The organism is Kribbella sp. NPDC056345, assembly GCF_042262745.1.
GTDB lineage: Bacteria > Actinomycetota > Actinomycetes > Propionibacteriales > Kribbellaceae > Kribbella.
This window is the reverse complement of sequence record NZ_JBHJQQ010000005.1, coordinates 618,760-634,602: the sequence shown is the minus strand read 5'-3', so window position 1 is coordinate 634,602 and position 15,843 is coordinate 618,760. Positions and strand designations below refer to the sequence as shown.

Sequence of the window (15,843 nt, the reverse complement as noted above, 5' to 3'; positions counted from 1 at the left end):
GAATCAACCGCAGACGGGGCTCAGGCCTTCCCGATCGCGTCAGCGACTATGGCGGCGCCCAGAGTGGTCGCGGGTACGCCGGATCCGGGGTGGGCGCCGGCTCCGACGCAGTACAGGCCCTTCACGGGGGAGACGTTGCCGGCTCGGCGGCGGGCGGTTCGGTAGCCCTCCCAGGCCACTCCGGCCCACCAGGACGGGGACACCTGGCGGGAGACCACCTTGTCCCGGATGTGCAGGCCACGGGCGACCAGCAGGTCCAGTACGTCGTCTGTCGGGTAGCCGTGGACCAGGACTGACCACGCCTGGTGTCCAGCGGGTGCCTGACCGCCCGTGCGCACCACGACGGTCGGCGTACCGTGCAGGACAGTCTCGAAGGGCAGCGCCGGTACGGGCTCCTGCAGACCGAGGTGTACGACGTACGCCGCCTGGGCCTGGTGGGTCGCCAGGACGCGCTTGCGCACCTTCTTGGCGGCGGAGTCGTCGACCAACCGGCCGTAGAGGTCGCGGGGGTCGATGTCGCTGACCACGATGTCCGCGGTCAGCTCCTCACCGTCAGCGAGCCGCACACCGGTGACAGCACCGCTCTTGGTAGCGACAGCGACCACCTCGGCGTTGGTGCGGACCGTGATCTTGCGTTCGCTGGCTCGCTGCACCAGCGCGTCCGCGATAGCGCCGAATCCGCCGGGGATGGTCCACCTGCCGAAAGTGCGCTCCAGATACGACCACACGCCGACGTAGCCGGGGGTGAGCGTCGCATCCGATCCACCCTGGGCGGCGAAGTGCCGCAGTACGGCGCGTGCGCGTTCGTCGGAGAGGCGGCGCTGGGCGACCTTCTCCAGCGACTGCCACGGCTTGAGCGCGCGCACTGTGCTGAGCGGCAGCCGGTGGTTGAACGGAAGCTCACCCTCGAGAGGAGGTTCGAGCGACGTAGTGCGCAGGAGCTGCCAGGTATCGGCGTAGCTGTCGACCAGATCTGTCCACTGCTGCGCGACCTGTGCGCCGGCCAAGTCTGTCCAAGCCTCGTGCTGAGTGCCACGGTCGTTCAGGGGCAGGTCGAGCACAGAGCCATCAGCGAACATGTGCCGACGTGCGTCGAGCACCGGCTCGAGCTGAACCAGACTCTCGATCGGTCGGCCGCTCTTCCGGAACAAGTCCCGCAGAGCGGCCGGGAGCGTCGTACTGGAGGCTCCGGCGTCCCACTGGAAGCCGTCCGCCTCGATGCGGCCGAGGACTCCGCCCAGCCGCTCGTCCTGCTCGCAGATGGTGACGCTATGGCCGAGCTTGGCCAGCCGCACCGCACTGGCGAGACCGGCGAGCCCGGCCCCGATGACAATCACTTCGGCCATCAGACAGCACTGCTCCCGGTTGCCGGATCACCGCGTTTGTCGCGCCAGGCCTTGAACCGCACCCAGCCACGCCGGATGAACCGGAAGGCGACGTACACCCCGATGAGTCCGAGCAGCAGCAGTACGGCGACGATGACGAGGGCGATCTCCGGATGGAACGCGGCCAGCGACATCACACCGGCGACCGCGACGTCCTCACCGGACGACGCGGCGATGTTGGTGACTGGCTCGGGGGAGGTGTTGATGGCGAGCCGCAGACTGGACTTCACCGCATGCGAGAGCAGGGCGGTCAGGCCGCCGGTGGCAACGATCGCGGCCTGCTGCAGGGTGCTCGCCTCGCCGGACATCAGGGCCGCGATGATCGCGCCGACGGTCGGCCGGATCACCGTTGAGATCGCATCCCAGGCCGAGTCGATGTACGGGATCTTGTCCGCGACGAACTCGAAGGCGAACAGGACCGCGGCGGCGATCAGCACGCCGTTGCTGGTCAGTGCGGTGGGCACGTCCTCGGCCCCGGCGAACCGGCCGAGCAGACCGAGAATCAGCACACACGCGTAGGCGTTGACCCCACTGGCCCAGCCCGCTGTGAACGCCAACGGTAATGCTTCCACCGGCCTACCTTTTCGTCAGAATCGAACCTCTGAAGGGCGAGTCTTGGTAAACCGTTGACAGCGCGGGTCGCCTCGACTAACAGTGATCAGACTGCCAGCCTGTGTGACCGGCAGCCCCCGCCCTCGGGTCAGGAGAAAACAACATGCTGCGTCGTTCGAAGATTCTCGCCGCACTCGCGGCGGTAGCGTTGCCGATCACGGTGACCGGCGTGTCGTCCGGTGGTCCGCCGGCTGCCGCCGCACCGCCGGATGTGAGCAGTACCGCGGCGTCGGCGTTCGGTGCGGCCGCTGCGAAGTACGGCGTACCGGAGTCGGTGCTGCTGGCCGTCTCGTATGCGGAGAGCCGCTGGGACGACCACCAGGGCGCATCGAGCTCGTCGGGCGGCTACGGCCCGATGCACCTGACTGCTGTCGACCCGAGCAGGCTCGTGGACCTGTCAGGTAAGCAGAAGATCGGCAAGGTGGAGTCGCTGCGCACGCTGTACAAGGCATCCCAGCTGACCGGGCTGGACCCGGTTGCGCTGCGCACGGACACCGTTGCGAACATCTCCGGTGGTGCCGCCCTGCTGGCGTCGTACCAGCGGTCGCTCGGCCTGCCGGTGGGCGCGGACACTTCGGCAGCCCAGTGGTACGGCGCAGTGGCGTCGTACGCGGAGGCTGCCGACCGCACGGGTGCGACATCCTTCGCCGACGACGTCTACTCGATCATGGCGCGCGGAGCGGCCCGTACGACGAACACGGGGCAGCGGATCGCGATGCCGCCGGTCAGTGTGGCGCCGGACAAGTCCCAGGTGAGCAAGCTGGCGCTGCCGGCGGGGGTGAAGCAGGCGAACTCCGACGTCGAGTGCCCGGCCTCACTGGGGTGTGAGTGGCTGCCCGCGCCGTACGAGAAGACCGGTGCCGGCGCTGGTGACTACGGCAACCACGACCTCGCGAACCGGCCGAAGACCGGCAAGATCGACTACATCATCATTCACGACACCGAGGGTGGCTGGCAGGGCACCCTGAACATGGTGCAGGACCCGAACTACGTGAGTTGGCAGTACACGATGCGTTCGTCGGACGGCCACACGTGGCAGCACGTGAAGGCCAAGGACGTGGCCTGGCACGCGGGCAACTGGTACGTGAACATGCACAGCATCGGCATCGAGCACGAGGGCTTCGCCGCTCAGGGCGCCACCTGGTACACCGAGGCGATGTACCGCAACTCGGCCAAGCTGGTGAAGTACCTGGCCGCCAAGAACAACATCCCGCTCGACCGGGCGCACATCATCGGCCACGACCAGGTGCCCGGCACACTGCCCACCACTGTCGGCGGCATGCACTGGGACCCGGGCCCGTACTGGGACTGGGAGCACTACTTCGACCTGCTCGGCGCACCGATCTACGGGCACTCGATCTTCCCGGCCAAGGTGGGCTCGATCGTCACCATCAAGCCGGGCTTCTCGGGGAACGAGCAGGTCGTCACCGGCTGCACCTCCGCAGGCGTGCCGTGCGCGACGCAGGGCACCAACTTCGTCTACCTGCGTCAGGCGCCGGACGACAACGCTCCGCTGGTCACGGACCTCGGTCTGCACAAGGACGGCGCGCCCGGCACCACCGCGACCTGGGACCACAGTGCACGGGTCGCCGCCGGCGCGCAGTACGTCGTCGCTGAACGCCAGGGCGATTGGCTGGCCGTCTGGTATCTGGGTGCGAAGGGCTGGTTCAAGAGCCCGAAGTCGGCACCGGACGCCTTTGCGAAGCCGGGTGTCGTGGTGACACCGAAGGCCGGCAAGACGTCGGTGCCGGTGTACGGACGGGCCTACCCGGAGCAGGCGGCGTACCCGGCGGGTATTCCGTACCAGACCGTCACACCGCTGCAGTACTCGATCGGTGCGGGCCAGTCCTACCCGCTGAGCGACGGGTCCATCGAGACCGACTACTACCGGGCCGTCACGTTCGACACGACCCCGCCGGGCGACCACGTGCAGGTGCTGGGTAAGGACCGGTACTACCAGATCTGGTTCGGGCACCGGATGTTCTACGTCCGCGCCGCCGACGTGGACATCAAGCCCGCGTTCTGAGTCAGTTGACGGTGATCTGGGTGGCTCCGGTGAGCTCCAGCAGTTCGGTGTAGCTCGTCGGGAACACCGAGTGCGGAATGCCGGCCGCCGCCCAGATCACGTCGTACTGCTGCAGTGCCGTGTCGACGTAGGTCGGCACGGGTCCGGGGTGGCCGACCGGGGCGACGCCACCGATCGACTGACCGGTGTGCTCCTTGACGAACTCCGGTGTGGCGCGCCGCAGCTTGCTGACGCCGAGCTCGGCCGCCACCTTCGCGGTGTCGACCCGGTGCGCGCCCGAGGTCAGGATCAGGACCGGTGCGCCGTCGCCGTCGAAGATCAGGCTGTTCGCGATCGCGCCGACCTCGCAACCGAGCTCCGCCGCCGCAGCGGCCGCGGTCGGGACTGCCTCGTCGAGGATCTTGATCTCGCCGGTCGCACCGGCTGCTTGGAGTGCGTCGGCGACGCGTTGCACGTTGGGATGATTGCTCACCCTCCGAAGCCTATGTGAGCGTTGCTGCCCCGAAGGACACATTAAATCGGTCGCACCAGATCGCGACGCTGCGGAAGTTCGCGAGCTCGACGTTCGCCGGGATGGCGTAGTTCTGGTTGCCCTTGTTGCCTTTCAGCCGGCCGAGCGTCTGGTAGCGGCCGTCGTCGAACACATGCCAGCCTGCCCGTCCGGGCACGACTTTCGCGTCGCTGAGCCAGACTCTGAGGTCCGGGCCGTCGGACGTGTCGAGGTTCTCCAGGCGGAGGATGCGGGAGCCGTCGGGCAGTTGCAGTACGGCGACCTTGCCCGAGGTGTCGTGTTCGTGCGAGATCAGGCTGCCCGTGGCCAGCACCTTCGGTTTGTCCGGAGTGACTGGAGGAGTCACCGAAACTGTCGGTGGCGTGCTCGACGATGGCTGTATGGAGATCGGAACGGTACTCGGAGCAGCGCTGGGCAGCGTCTCGTCGACGACCTTGTCGGTGAACAGCCGCCACGGCTGGAAGAGCGGCAGTGCGACCGCTGCTGCCACCACGGCCACCGCTGCTGCTCCGGCCAGTGCTTTCCGCTTCATCGTCGGTCCTTTCGGTGCGGTGGCTCCAGTCTGCGGCCCGGATCGGTCGCACGGCGACGCGCCGGGCTTACGGCCCGTTGACGATTACCGCCGGGCGACGCTACGCTTCAAGTGTTCGAACAGATGTTCGATTACCTCCGGCCCGGCCTCGTCGGGAGACCGGCCGGAGGTGACCCGGGCAGCTGGACGGCCCCGGTGCGGAGTTGCGGCCGCATCGGGATCCGGTGCTCCCGGTGGGCCGGGTGCCGTGGTGGACCTCGACCCCCACCCCGGCCCCGCCCATCGGGACTCCGACCCGGCCGTCGGGCACGAGCAGCAGCGGTTCACACACGGGAGGCGATGGAGCATGTGGGAGTTCGACGAAGCCGTCGAGGTGCGTTCGAGTGTCGTGGACGGCCTCGAGTCTCCTGAGCAGTTCCTCTGGCGCGGGCGGTTGTGGCGGGTCTGCTCCGTGCAGGCGCACTGGACCGAGACCGCGGCCTGGTGGGAGCGCGGCGTGATCGGCAAGCCCGGGGCCCCGGAGCCGGGGATGGCGACCGTGGGTGCGGTGGCGGCCGGACTGTTCGAAGCGGGCTCGGGAATGGCGTCGAGCCCCGCAGCCGTTGGTGTCTTGGACGCGGACTGGGGTCCGCGACGCGCGGTGTACCGAGTGGAGGCGGGCTGCGGCCGGCACGGACGGCGCGAGCTGTTCGACCTGGCCCACGACCCCGACTCGGGCCGCTGGCAACTGGAAAGGGTGACCGACCGATGACCGTTTCTCCGGTATCTCCGATCGCCGCCGGCGCCGCCGGCCGCGAGCTGTCGCGCGCCCGCGCCGCCCTGGCCGAGGCGATCGAGACGAGCGACCACCTCATCCGCTACTCGAGCGCTCACATCGCCGCCCTCCGGGTCGCGGCCGCGGTCCTCGCCGTCCGCGCCCGCCCGGTCCGCTCCAGCACCCGCCGGCGCGTCCAGCGCAACGCCTGGGTCCTGCTCGCCGAGGTCGCCCCCGAGTTCGCCGAGTGGGCCACCTTCTTCGCCGCCGGCGCCGCCCAGCGCGCCGCCGCCGAAGCCGGCCTGGAGCGCTCCGTCACCACCCGCGAGGCCGACGACCTCATCCGGGCCGTGGAAACCTTCTACACCCAAGTAGAAGCAAGCCTCCGCCTCTCCACCACCCCCGCCCTCACCGCCACCACCGACCCCGCCTCAGTCCTGGCCCAACCCTGGATGCAAGCCAGCTGACCCACCCCCTTCACCAGCCCACCACCCCCCAGGCGCGGGGTGGTGGGCTGACCCATGTCCCCGGCCGAGCCACCAACCGCGGGCGTGAACAAGAACCGGTGCCCGGCAACAGCTCATTTCCTGTCCAAGCCCCCCACACACTGTCCCCGCCCCCGGACCAGCTCACCCCCACCCCCCGGCCAGCTCACCTCGCGCTCTCGCCCGCCCGCCCGGCCAGCTCGCCCCGCGCTCTCGCCCGCCGACCCCGCGCAAGCCCCCGGCCGAGCCATCAACCGGGGGCGTGAACAAGAAGCGGTGCCCGGCAACAGGTCATTTCCTGTGCAAGCTCCCCACACGCTGTCCCCGCCCGCCGGACCAGCTCACCCCCCGGCCAGCTCACCCCGCGCTCTCGCCCGCCCCCCCGGCCAGCTCGCCCCGCGCTCTCGCCCGCCAGCCCCGCGTACGCCCCCGGGTCGGGCCAGGAACTGGGGGCTTGGACAGGAAGTGGTGGGCGGTGACAGGTCATTTGCTGTGTGAGCCCCCTGCGTGCTGTCCTCACCCCTCCGAACCGGCTCGCCGTGGCGTGACCGGGCGGCTGTGCCTTGGGGGCTCGTTGACCATGAAGGGGTTTGGGGGTGGCTGGTGCGTGCTCGTGGTGGGGTGTGCGGGAAGTAGGGTGTGGCGGGTCCGGGGGTTGGTGTCGTGGAAGGGTTTGCGTGATGGTGGATCGGCGGCGGCGGGCCGTGCGGACGGCGCTGGTGGGCGAGGCTCTGCGGGTTGCGTTGGCGGGGCGGGCTCGGGTCGATCCAGGGGCTGGGCTGGACATCGTCGACCTTGGTGGTGGGACCGGTGGGTTCGCGGTGCCGCTGGCGGTGGAGGGGCATCGGGTGACGGTGGTCGACCCGAGTCCGGATGCGTTGGCGTCGCTGGAGCGGCGGGCCAGTGACGAAGGTGTGAGCGACCTCGTGCGTGGTGTGCAGGGTGACGCGGCCGAGCTGCCTGGGCTGGCGGGGGAGTCGAGTGCGGATGCCGTGTTGTGTCACGGCGTGCTCGAGTACGTCGATGATCCCGTGCAGGCGTTGCAGGCGATGGCGTCGGTGTTGCGTGCGGGCGGCGTACTGAGTCTGCTTGTTGCCCAGCGCAACGCGGTGGTGCTGGCGCGGGCGCTGGCCGGGCATCTCGCCGAGGCGCGGGTTGCCTTGCAGGATCCGGACGGACGGTGGGGTGCGAACGATCCGATGCCGCGCCGGTTCGACGAGGCCGGGATCAATGCTCAGCTGGCGGATGCCGGCTTCATGGTGCATACCGTGCACGGGGTGCGGACGTTCGCGGATCTGGTGCCGTCGGCGTTCGTCGACTCCGAGCCGGGAGCGGCCGAGTCGCTCGCCGAGTTGGAGCGGACTGCCAGCCAGCACCCGGCGTTCCGGGCGCTCGCCACCCAGCTGCACATTCTCGCCACTCGCTAAACCAGTCACTCGCTGACTCCGGTACGGCGCTCGCCCGGCCGAATGTTGCGGAGTGTGGTTGATCACGCCGTTTCTGTTCCGGGAGCGGTTCCGGAACGGAAACGGGTCCCGAAGGGCAGCTGAGGGGCCTCGACACGCCCGGAGTGGCCGGATCGAGGGCAGGGTGATGAGGGGAGTTGCGGGACCGTGACGCGCGGGACAGGCGGTCAGGGTTTCGTGTGACGCTGGCGCGGCCTAGACTGGAGGCGGCCTATCGAGATCGCGCTCACCATGGAGGGATCGACGGTGCCCCTCTCGGAAGAAGAGCAGCGCCAGTTCGAGCAGCTCGAACGCGCCCTGGCAGCGGAAGACCCGAAGTTTGTCTCCGCCATGCGAGGGACCAATGTGCGCGCTTACTACAAGCGCCGGGCGGTGCTCGCCGGCGTCGGATTCGTGCTGGGCATCGCTGTGCTGATGACCGGTGCAATTATTCCCAATACGATCATCGGCGTCATCGGCTTCGTGATGATGGTCGCCTGTCTGTATGTCGCCGCGCTGAGTATGAAGCGGATCAGCAACGCCGGGGACGAGGACGACCTGCCACCCTCGCCACCGCCGTCGTCGAAGCGGCACCGGACCAAACACGACTCCTCCGGCAGCTTCATGGAGCGGATGGAAGACCGCTGGCGCCGCCGCCGCGACGAAGACCTCTAGAAGTAGACGAAGACCTCTAGAAGTAAGAGCCAGTTCACGAGAAACACCCCGAGCCCATCAAGGACTCGGGGTGTTGTCGTTACCGGGGCCGGGGAACCTCAGCCGGCGTGCCGGCGGCGGAGGATCGTGCTGCGCAGCCGGGCCAGCAGCAGGTCGAACTCGTCGAGGAGATCGGACGCCTCGGTGGTCCCGCGGCTCAGGTACCAGCGCCACGACGCCGGCAGCAGCCGGGCGCGCCAGCGACGACGGGCCGGGGCCTGCTTCCACAGGGCCTTGCTGATGACCTTCGCGTCCGGTCGCAGGTCCGTGGCCAGATCCGCGTGACCGGCGTACCGCATGGCTTCGACGCTGCGGGCAAGCCGTAGAGCCGACGGATGTGCGTCATCGGGCAGCTTGGTGACGAGCCATTCGCCCGTCTGCCGAGGCGTCGACACTTCGCTCCAGTCCAGGCCCAGGTCCCGGGAGGTGTCGCGGAGTTCCGACCAGAGGCCCTCGGCCGCGACCCGGCTCGGCGACCGGCTGAAGCGCCGCCGGCGGTTCAGGCTGCGCAGGATCCACGGGATCAGCAGGACCAGTACGACGAGTGCCACGATCCCGATCGTCCGGTCGCCGCCGTTGGTGAACCAGTTGCCGCTGTCGAAGGCCGCGGCACCGTTGTCGTCGTTCAGGTTGCGGCCGTTCTCCGGCTTCTCGATCCCCGGGTCCTCGGCCTGGCCCGGTGTGGTCGGTGCGGTGGTGGGGGCCGTGGTCGGGCTGGTCGGGTTGGACGACGGGACCGTCCAGTCCGGCGTGCTGGCGACGCGGGAGGCCGGGGTCGGCTCGAAGCGGACCCAGCCGACGCCCTCGAAGTACAGCTCCGGCCAGGCGTGCATGTCGTGCATGCGGACCGTGTACTGACCGTCCTTCCCGGCCTGGCCCGGCAGGAAGCCGATGCCGACCCGGGACGGGATCCCGGCGATCCGCGCCATCAGCGCCATCCCGGTCGCGAACTGCTCGCAGTACCCGGTCTTGTTGGTGATCAGGAACTCCTCGATCGCCTTCATCCCGCTGCCGCGCTGGTTCGAGGTGCTGTAGGTGTAGTTGCCGTCGGTGCGGAACCACTTCTGCAGCGCCACGGCGATGGCGTACTTGTTGCCTTCGGCACCTGCTGTGATCTGCTTGGTGAGATCGGTGATCGGCTTCGGCACGTTGCGCGGCAGCCGGTCGGTGATCTGGTCCGGCACGCCCCGCGAGAGCGAGTTGCGCAGCTGCTCCTCGGACGGCCGCAGGTCGTACGCGGTCACGCTGTACTTCTTGCCGCTGACGACCGCGCCGTCGGACGAGGAGACGTCCAGCGAGGAGGTGTCGTACTGCCAGTTGCGGCGCAGTGAGATCGACTGGGCCGGATAGGGGATCGGTGCGAACTGGGACCGGAAGATCTTGTTGACGTCGATCTCCATCTTCACCTTCGGCACCCGGCTGAGGTCGTTGGTGAAGCCGGGCGGCGGGACGAACTCGTCCGGGACCTTGGTCCCCCGGTTCTTCCGGTCGGAGATCCGCCACGTGTTGCCGTCGAACTGGTCGAGCGAGGTCAGCCGTAGGTAGGTGCCGCCGGACGGGCCGCCCTTGTAGGTCAGGGCGATGTCGTTCTTCCCGCGTTTGAGGTTCTTGCCCATGTCGAGCATCGGGTCGGTCGTGGAGATCGACGCACCGAGACCGCTGCCACCGGTGCCGCCACCGGCCAGACCGTTGCCGATCACGCCCTCGGGCAGGGTCGGCAGGAGCGCGGGGATGAGCGCGGCCAGGGCGACCACACTCAGCCCGATCCGCCGACCGGCCTGGCCGAGCGCGGATGCCTCGATCGGCTCGGCCGCGTCCAGGTGGGAGACGCCGGAGATCCGCCGGCCCCAGCGGCTGAGCCGGCTGCGGCCCTCGGCGGACAGCAGGACGATGTAGCCGATCGCCGGCGGGATGAACAGCAGTGCGGGCAGCCCGCCGTGCACGGTCGCGGCCGGCACGGTGTACATGATCAGCAGGAGCAGCCCGGCCCATGCTGCCTGCCGTAGCTGGACGGCGATGACGTGAATGAGCAGACCGGTCGCCGAGATCACCGAGGTGGCGAACAGCAGCAGGTTGTCGTCCGGAGGCAGGGGAGCGCTGTACTGGTTGATCGAGTTCATCGCGCTGACCAGCTGCGAGTTGAACTCGATCGCGGTCCCACCGGTCGGCAGCAGCCCGAACTTCAGCGTCTCCTTCAGGAAGAACAACGAGATCAGCTCGACGAGCACGATCAACTGCACCACCGGTACGACGATCCGTGGCGCACGCAGATTCTGCAGCAGCACGCCGACGCCGGTGATGATCGCGCAGAGGAACGCGCTGATGAACAGGAACGGCCCCGAGAACACCGGAGTCAGCACCAGCGACCCGAGCACGGTCGCGCCCCAGGCAGCTATCGAAATTCTTGCGTGTCCGGTCATGCGATTCTCCCGGTCCTCAGTCCTAGTCCGGACCAGACGGTGGGTAGCTGGTCGCCGCGGCGGACTCTGGCGACTCGCCAGCCGTTGCGGCGCAACTCGTTCTCGGTGGCGTCCGTGGCGGCGGTCAGGCGGGCCGCCTTCTCGGTCGCTTCGGCGCCGACCGCCCAGCTGGCCGCGTCGAGCACGAGGGCTACGCCGGTGGCCTGGCTGGTCCGCCAGCGGTTGAGTGCGGTGATGTCGTCACTGGTGCAGGCACCGAGGATCGCGATCACCAGACTCGGCTCCTGGGCGTGCCGGTCGACGGTGAGCAGCGGGCCGATCTCGGCGTACCGGTGTTCCTCGACGGTGGCGCACTCGGTGAGCAGCTGCTGCGACGACAGCGGTTGGTGGACAGCGGTCGACGAGCGGTGGTTGATCGCGGCGAGGGTGGTCGGGCCGCCGAGCATGGTGGTCGCGTACCCGCGGCGGATCCGGTCGGCGCCGATCGAGGCGGCCGCGCTGACCGCCCACTCCAGGCTGGACGACGGGCCGTGGCCGTGGTGCGAGATCGTCCGGGCGTCGATGAAGAGTGCGCACCGGCTCTGCCAGGGCTGCTCCTCGCGGCGCACCATCAGCTCACCGCGGCGGGCGGTCGAGCGCCAGTGCACCCGGCGCAGGTCGTCACCGTCGCGGTACTCGCGGACGGTGGCGTCCTCCTCACCGGCCGAGGCGATCGCGCGCGGCCGGTTCTCACCCGAGCCGGCCCGGTCCGCACCCAGCCGGATCTCGGGCAGCTTGTAGACCCGCGGCGTGACCAGGAGGTGCTGGCTGCGGGTGAACGTCCGGCTCGTCTCCACCAGGCCGAACGGGTCGGCCACGGTGAGCATCAACGGCCCGACCTGGAAGAGTCCCCGTACGTCGGACTTCACCGGATAGGAGACCGTACGCCGCCAGTTCGGGCTGACGCGGTCGACGACGAACCGGGGCCGGTGCCCGAGGACATAAGGAATGCGGTCCTCGAGCAGCAACAGCCCGGCCGGCATCCGGCCCTGGTTGCTGAGTGCGAGCTCGACGGTGGCCTGGGAGCCGACCGCGATCTGGTTCGGGGTGAGGCTGCGGCGGACCTGTAGCCGCAACCTGGTCCGGCCGACGACCAGGGCGGCGACGACCGGAAGCGCGACGAGCAGGATGCCGACGCGCAACAGGTCCTTCTGCCCGAGCAGCAGCGCACACAGCGACGCGGTGATCCCGGCCGCCACGAACGCCCGCCCTCTGGTGGTCAGCCCGCGGAGTGCCTGCCGCATGGCTCAGTCCCGACGCGTGCGAGGCAGCGGCACCGAGGAGACCAGCCCAGCGACGATGTCGGCTGCGCCGCGCCCACCGAGATGCGCTTCAGCCGCGGGAAGGACACGGTGCGCGAGCACCGGCACTGCCAGCTCCTGGATGTCGTCCGGCAGGACGAACTCGCGGGAGTCCAGCGCTGCCGCGGCCCGGGCTGCCCGGATCAGGTGCAACGTTGCCCGCGGCGATGCCCCGAGGCGCAGCTCCTGCGAACGACGGGTCGCGCCGGCCAGGGCAACGGCGTACTCCTTCACCGATTCCGAGACGTGCACGGACTGCACGGTCTTCACCAGGCGGAGGATCTGCTGGCCGTCGGTGACCGCCTGCAGACTCTTCAGCGGGTCGTCGGCCGCGTGACCGTCGAGCATCCGCAGCTCGGCCGCCGGCTCCGGATACCCCATCGAGACGCGGGCCATGAACCGGTCGCGCTGGGCCTCGGGCAGCGGGTACGTGCCCTCCATCTCGATCGGGTTCTGGGTCGCGATCACCATGAACGGCGCCTCGAGCAGGTACGTCGTGGTGTCGACGGTGACCTGTCGCTCCTCCATCGACTCCAGCAGCGCGGCCTGGGTCTTCGGTGAGGCGCGGTTGATCTCGTCACCGACGACGATGTTCGCGAACACCGCGCCGGGCTTGAACTCGAAGTCGCGGATCTCCTGGTTGAAGACCGAGACACCGGTGATGTCGGACGGCAGCAGGTCCGGTGTGAACTGGATCCGGCGCACGCTGCAGTCGATCGACTTCGCCAGCGCCTTGGCCAGCATCGTCTTCCCGACGCCCGGTACGTCCTCGATCAGTAGATGACCTTCGGCCAGCAGGACGGTGATGGCGACCTCGACCACGTCGGGTTTGCCTTCGATCACCTGCTCGATCGCGCGGCGGACTCGTCCGGCGACTTCGGACAGTTCGTCGAAGTCCCCGCCTCCTGCCAGCGGGCTGGTCGCGGTGGTGCTCACCCTGAGTCCTCCCCATTGATTGACGGCCGACACATTCTCACCCGGAGTGAGGGTCGGACCTAGAGCAGCGGATGTTTCGTTACCTGGCGTTTCGGTGCCCCTCCCAGCGTACGGGCGGGGGAAATCCCGGGTGCGCCGTTCGACGACCCGAAGGGCCATTTGGTTCGCACTGTCGGTTCGCACCTTTCTTCTACCCGTTCCTCCACTGCTCCCCACCAACTCCTCCACTTCGCTCCACCAGGGTTCCTTCAGGCTCAGCGACACGCGGGACACGCCCATCCGATTTGCGCTTGGAGTGGGGCATGGGGGGCGGAAGTTGGTTGACGGTGGGGCAAAGTGGAGTAAGGTGGAGCGCAGTGGAACCGAAGTGGTGGAAATAGCTCGCCTGAGACGGAGAGTCCGCAACGGGGAGGTGGAGCGTGTTCCTCGGAACTCACTTCCCCAAGCTCGACGACAAAGGACGGCTGTTCCTGCCGGCGAAGTTCCGGGACGAGCTGGCCGAAGGCCTGGTGATCACCCGTGGGCAGGAGCGGTCGCTGTCCGTGTGGCCCGAGCGCGAGTTCGTCCAGCTGACCGAGCAGCTGAAGCAGGCACCGATCACCAACAAGGGTGCGCGGGACTACCTGCGGATGTTGTTCGCCGGAGCCTCCAACGAGGTGCCGGACAAGCAGGGCCGGGTCACCATCCCACCGATGCTGCGCGATTACGCGGGACTGGATCGCGACTGTGTCGTCATCGGGGCGATGAACCGGGTGGAGATCTGGAACACGGAGAACTGGAACAGGTACTCCCAGGAGCAGGAGCAGGCATTCGCCGATCTCTCCGAAGAGGTCCTACCGGGAATCTTCTGACAGCACCAAGAACAAGAACAGCATCTGCTGGAGCAAAAGAAGCAGTGAGCTAGCGGCACGCGAGCACACCGGCCGTCCGGTGAGATCACGGGTCCGACCTCCGACTTCGAGTGTTGACGCCACTTCCCCGGCGCCAAACGACGGAGTACTTCCCCGGACGTCGTACCCGCGATCTGACCGGACGGAGTCGTCTCCGCACCGCACTCCCGACAGCACTACAAGCAACGAACCTGCGGGGGCAGGGTCGCTCCCGCAGCGACGAGAAGGGTCGAGCTATGGACGCGTCGGAGCGGCATGTGCCGGTGATGCTGGAGCGCGTGGTCGCGCTGCTGGCTCCCGCACTCGCGCAGCCCGGCGCTGTTCTCGTCGACGCGACCCTCGGTCTCGGTGGTCACTCCGAGGCCTTCCTGCAGCAGTTCCCCGAGATCCGGCTGATCGGCCTGGACCGGGACCCGGCCGCGCTGCGGCTCGCCGGTGAGCGGCTGGCGCCGTACCAGGAGCGGACCACGCTCGTGCATGCCGTGTACGACGAACTGCCCCGGGTGCTCGACGAGCTCGGCGTACCGGCCATCGACGGCATCCTGTTCGACCTCGGTGTCTCCTCGATGCAGCTGGACGAGGCCGACCGTGGCTTCGCCTACTCGCAGGACGCGCCGCTGGACATGCGGATGGACTCGACCGGCCCGACCACCGCGGCCGACATCCTGAACACCTACAGCGCGGCCGACCTGGCCCGCATCCTGTTCCAGTACGGCGAGGAGAAGTTCGCCCGCCGGATCGCGGACCGGATCGTGCGGGAGCGCGAGACCGAACCGTTCACCAACAGCGCGCGGCTGTCCGAGCTGGTGCGCAACGCGATCCCGCAGGCGGCCCGCCGTACCGGTGGTCACCCGGCCAAGCGCACCTTCCAGGCGCTGCGGATCGAGGTGAACGGCGAGCTCGAGGTACTGCGCCGGGCCCTGCCGAATGCACTGCGGGCGCTGGCGCTGCACGGGCGGATCGTCGTGATGAGCTACCAGTCGCTCGAGGACCGGATCACCAAGCAGACGCTCGCGGCCGGCACCAAGACCGACGTACCGGACGACCTGCCGGTGATTCCGGCAGGCCATGAGCCCTATCTGCGGATCCTGACCCGGGGCGCCGAGCGGCCGACCGAAGAGGAGGTCGCGGTCAACCCGCGAGCGGCCTCTGCTCGCGTGCGGGCGGCCGAGCGGGTCCGGGTGAAGGGAATGGTGGCCTGATGAGCACTGTGTTCAGCCCGCAGAAGGCGCGGGTCCAGCCGGCCACACCGCCGGCGAAGCGGTCCGAGCCGAAGCTCCGCGTCGTGTACGGCGCTCCGTTCCGGCCACCGCGGATGCCGTTCGTCATCTTCGTCGTGTCGCTGCTCGCGGCCGGCCTGATCGGCCTGCTGCTGCTCAACACCGAGCTGCAGCGCGGCACCTTCGGGATCACCAAGCTGAACGATCAGGCGGGCCAGCTGCGCGACCAGCAGGAGCAGCTGGAGAAGCAGGTCCGGACGCTGGAGTCGCCGCAGAACCTGGCGGACCGCGCGCTGAAGATGGGCATGGTGCCGAACCCGAACCCGGTCTTCCTGCGGCTGTCCGACGGGCAGGTGCTCGGCGTACCCAAGGAAGGCAAGGCAGGGACCGGCAAGGCGATGTTCGGTCCGGGGACACCGGACGGTGTGAAACCTCCGGTAGCGACCAAGCCGCCGGTCAAGAAGCCCACCACGGCGACCACCAAGCCACCGGCCAAGAAGCCGGTCACACCGGGTGCCACCAAGCCCGGTACGACGAAGCCACCCGCCAACACGACCACCGGGGGATGATCGG

15 protein-coding genes are annotated in these 15,843 nt (G+C 68.8%); 8 read left to right on the top strand and 7 right to left on the bottom strand.

Annotation, left to right across the window (positions count from 1 at the left end):
- Positions 1 to 20 precede the first annotated feature (20 nt).
- A complete protein-coding gene (locus tag ACFCV3_RS21655) occupies positions 21 to 1,346 on the bottom strand; it encodes a phytoene desaturase family protein (protein ID WP_376032388.1) in 1,326 nt (441 codons plus the stop codon).
- The gene (locus ACFCV3_RS21650; protein WP_376032386.1) at positions 1,346 to 1,942 is read right to left on the bottom strand and encodes a DUF4126 domain-containing protein; all 597 of its coding nucleotides are present in this window, start codon (positions 1,940 to 1,942) and stop codon (positions 1,346 to 1,348) included. Before ACFCV3_RS21650 ends, ACFCV3_RS21655 begins: the two co-directional genes overlap by 1 nt.
- Positions 1,943 to 2,100: 158 nt before the next feature.
- On the opposite strand from ACFCV3_RS21650, the gene ACFCV3_RS21645 reads away from it, so the two are divergent.
- On the top strand, positions 2,101 to 4,023 hold the full coding sequence (locus ACFCV3_RS21645; protein ID WP_376032384.1) for an N-acetylmuramoyl-L-alanine amidase: 1,923 nt from the start codon (positions 2,101 to 2,103) through the stop codon (positions 4,021 to 4,023).
- A 1-nt stretch (position 4,024) separates the two neighbouring features.
- Here the strand turns inward: ACFCV3_RS21645 and ACFCV3_RS21640 are convergent, their stop codons facing one another.
- Complete coding sequence (locus tag ACFCV3_RS21640) at positions 4,025 to 4,495, bottom strand: YbaK/EbsC family protein (RefSeq protein ID WP_344150794.1); 471 nt, start codon at positions 4,493 to 4,495, stop codon at positions 4,025 to 4,027.
- A gap of 10 nt (positions 4,496 to 4,505) precedes the next feature.
- Positions 4,506 to 5,066, bottom strand: coding sequence for a DM13 domain-containing protein (locus tag ACFCV3_RS21635; protein WP_376032382.1), 561 nt, complete (start codon positions 5,064 to 5,066; stop codon positions 4,506 to 4,508).
- 346 nt (positions 5,067 to 5,412) lie between these two features.
- Here ACFCV3_RS21635 and ACFCV3_RS21630 point away from each other — a divergent pair, with 346 nt between their 5' ends.
- The 4 genes from ACFCV3_RS21630 to ACFCV3_RS21615 all read left to right on the top strand — a co-directional run bounded on the left by ACFCV3_RS21630 (position 5,413) and on the right by ACFCV3_RS21615 (position 8,425).
- Complete coding sequence (locus ACFCV3_RS21630; RefSeq protein WP_376032380.1) at positions 5,413 to 5,817, top strand: DUF6504 family protein; 405 nt, start codon at positions 5,413 to 5,415, stop codon at positions 5,815 to 5,817.
- Positions 5,814 to 6,287: an SAV_6107 family HEPN domain-containing protein gene (locus ACFCV3_RS21625; protein ID WP_376032378.1), complete on the top strand. Its 474-nt coding sequence runs from the start codon at positions 5,814 to 5,816 to the stop codon at positions 6,285 to 6,287. Before ACFCV3_RS21630 ends, ACFCV3_RS21625 begins: the two co-directional genes overlap by 4 nt.
- Before the next feature lie 698 nt (positions 6,288 to 6,985).
- The gene (locus tag ACFCV3_RS21620) at positions 6,986 to 7,732 is read left to right on the top strand and encodes a class I SAM-dependent methyltransferase (RefSeq protein ID WP_376032376.1); all 747 of its coding nucleotides are present in this window, start codon (positions 6,986 to 6,988) and stop codon (positions 7,730 to 7,732) included.
- 285 nt (positions 7,733 to 8,017) lie between these two features.
- A complete protein-coding gene (locus tag ACFCV3_RS21615) occupies positions 8,018 to 8,425 on the top strand; it encodes a DUF3040 domain-containing protein (protein ID WP_376032374.1) in 408 nt (135 codons plus the stop codon).
- A gap of 98 nt (positions 8,426 to 8,523) precedes the next feature.
- Here ACFCV3_RS21615 and ACFCV3_RS21610 read toward each other — a convergent pair whose 3' ends face one another.
- From ACFCV3_RS21610 to ACFCV3_RS21600, 3 genes are read right to left on the bottom strand one after another with little or no spacing between them, the layout of a single operon-like run.
- The gene (locus tag ACFCV3_RS21610) at positions 8,524 to 10,884 is read right to left on the bottom strand and encodes a transglutaminaseTgpA domain-containing protein (RefSeq protein ID WP_376032372.1); all 2,361 of its coding nucleotides are present in this window, start codon (positions 10,882 to 10,884) and stop codon (positions 8,524 to 8,526) included.
- Positions 10,881 to 12,167 (bottom strand): DUF58 domain-containing protein, encoded by a 1,287-nt coding sequence (locus ACFCV3_RS21605; protein WP_376032370.1) that lies wholly within the window; start codon positions 12,165 to 12,167, stop codon positions 10,881 to 10,883. Before ACFCV3_RS21605 ends, ACFCV3_RS21610 begins: the two co-directional genes overlap by 4 nt.
- A 3-nt stretch (positions 12,168 to 12,170) precedes the next feature.
- A complete protein-coding gene (locus ACFCV3_RS21600) occupies positions 12,171 to 13,109 on the bottom strand; it encodes an AAA family ATPase (RefSeq protein WP_376032449.1) in 939 nt (312 codons plus the stop codon).
- A 470-nt stretch (positions 13,110 to 13,579) separates the two neighbouring features.
- Here ACFCV3_RS21600 and mraZ point away from each other — a divergent pair, with 470 nt between their 5' ends.
- From mraZ to ACFCV3_RS21585, 3 genes are all read left to right on the top strand, one after another.
- Complete coding sequence (gene mraZ / locus ACFCV3_RS21595; protein ID WP_132410748.1) at positions 13,580 to 14,011, top strand: division/cell wall cluster transcriptional repressor MraZ; 432 nt, start codon at positions 13,580 to 13,582, stop codon at positions 14,009 to 14,011.
- A 275-nt stretch (positions 14,012 to 14,286) separates the two neighbouring features.
- Positions 14,287 to 15,252 carry a 16S rRNA (cytosine(1402)-N(4))-methyltransferase RsmH gene (gene rsmH / locus ACFCV3_RS21590; protein WP_376032368.1) on the top strand — a complete coding sequence of 322 codons (966 nt, stop codon included), beginning with the start codon at positions 14,287 to 14,289 and terminating at the stop codon, positions 15,250 to 15,252.
- Complete coding sequence (locus ACFCV3_RS21585) at positions 15,252 to 15,839, top strand: hypothetical protein (protein ID WP_376032366.1); 588 nt, start codon at positions 15,252 to 15,254, stop codon at positions 15,837 to 15,839. Before rsmH ends, ACFCV3_RS21585 begins: the two co-directional genes overlap by 1 nt.
- Positions 15,840 to 15,843 lie beyond the last annotated feature (4 nt).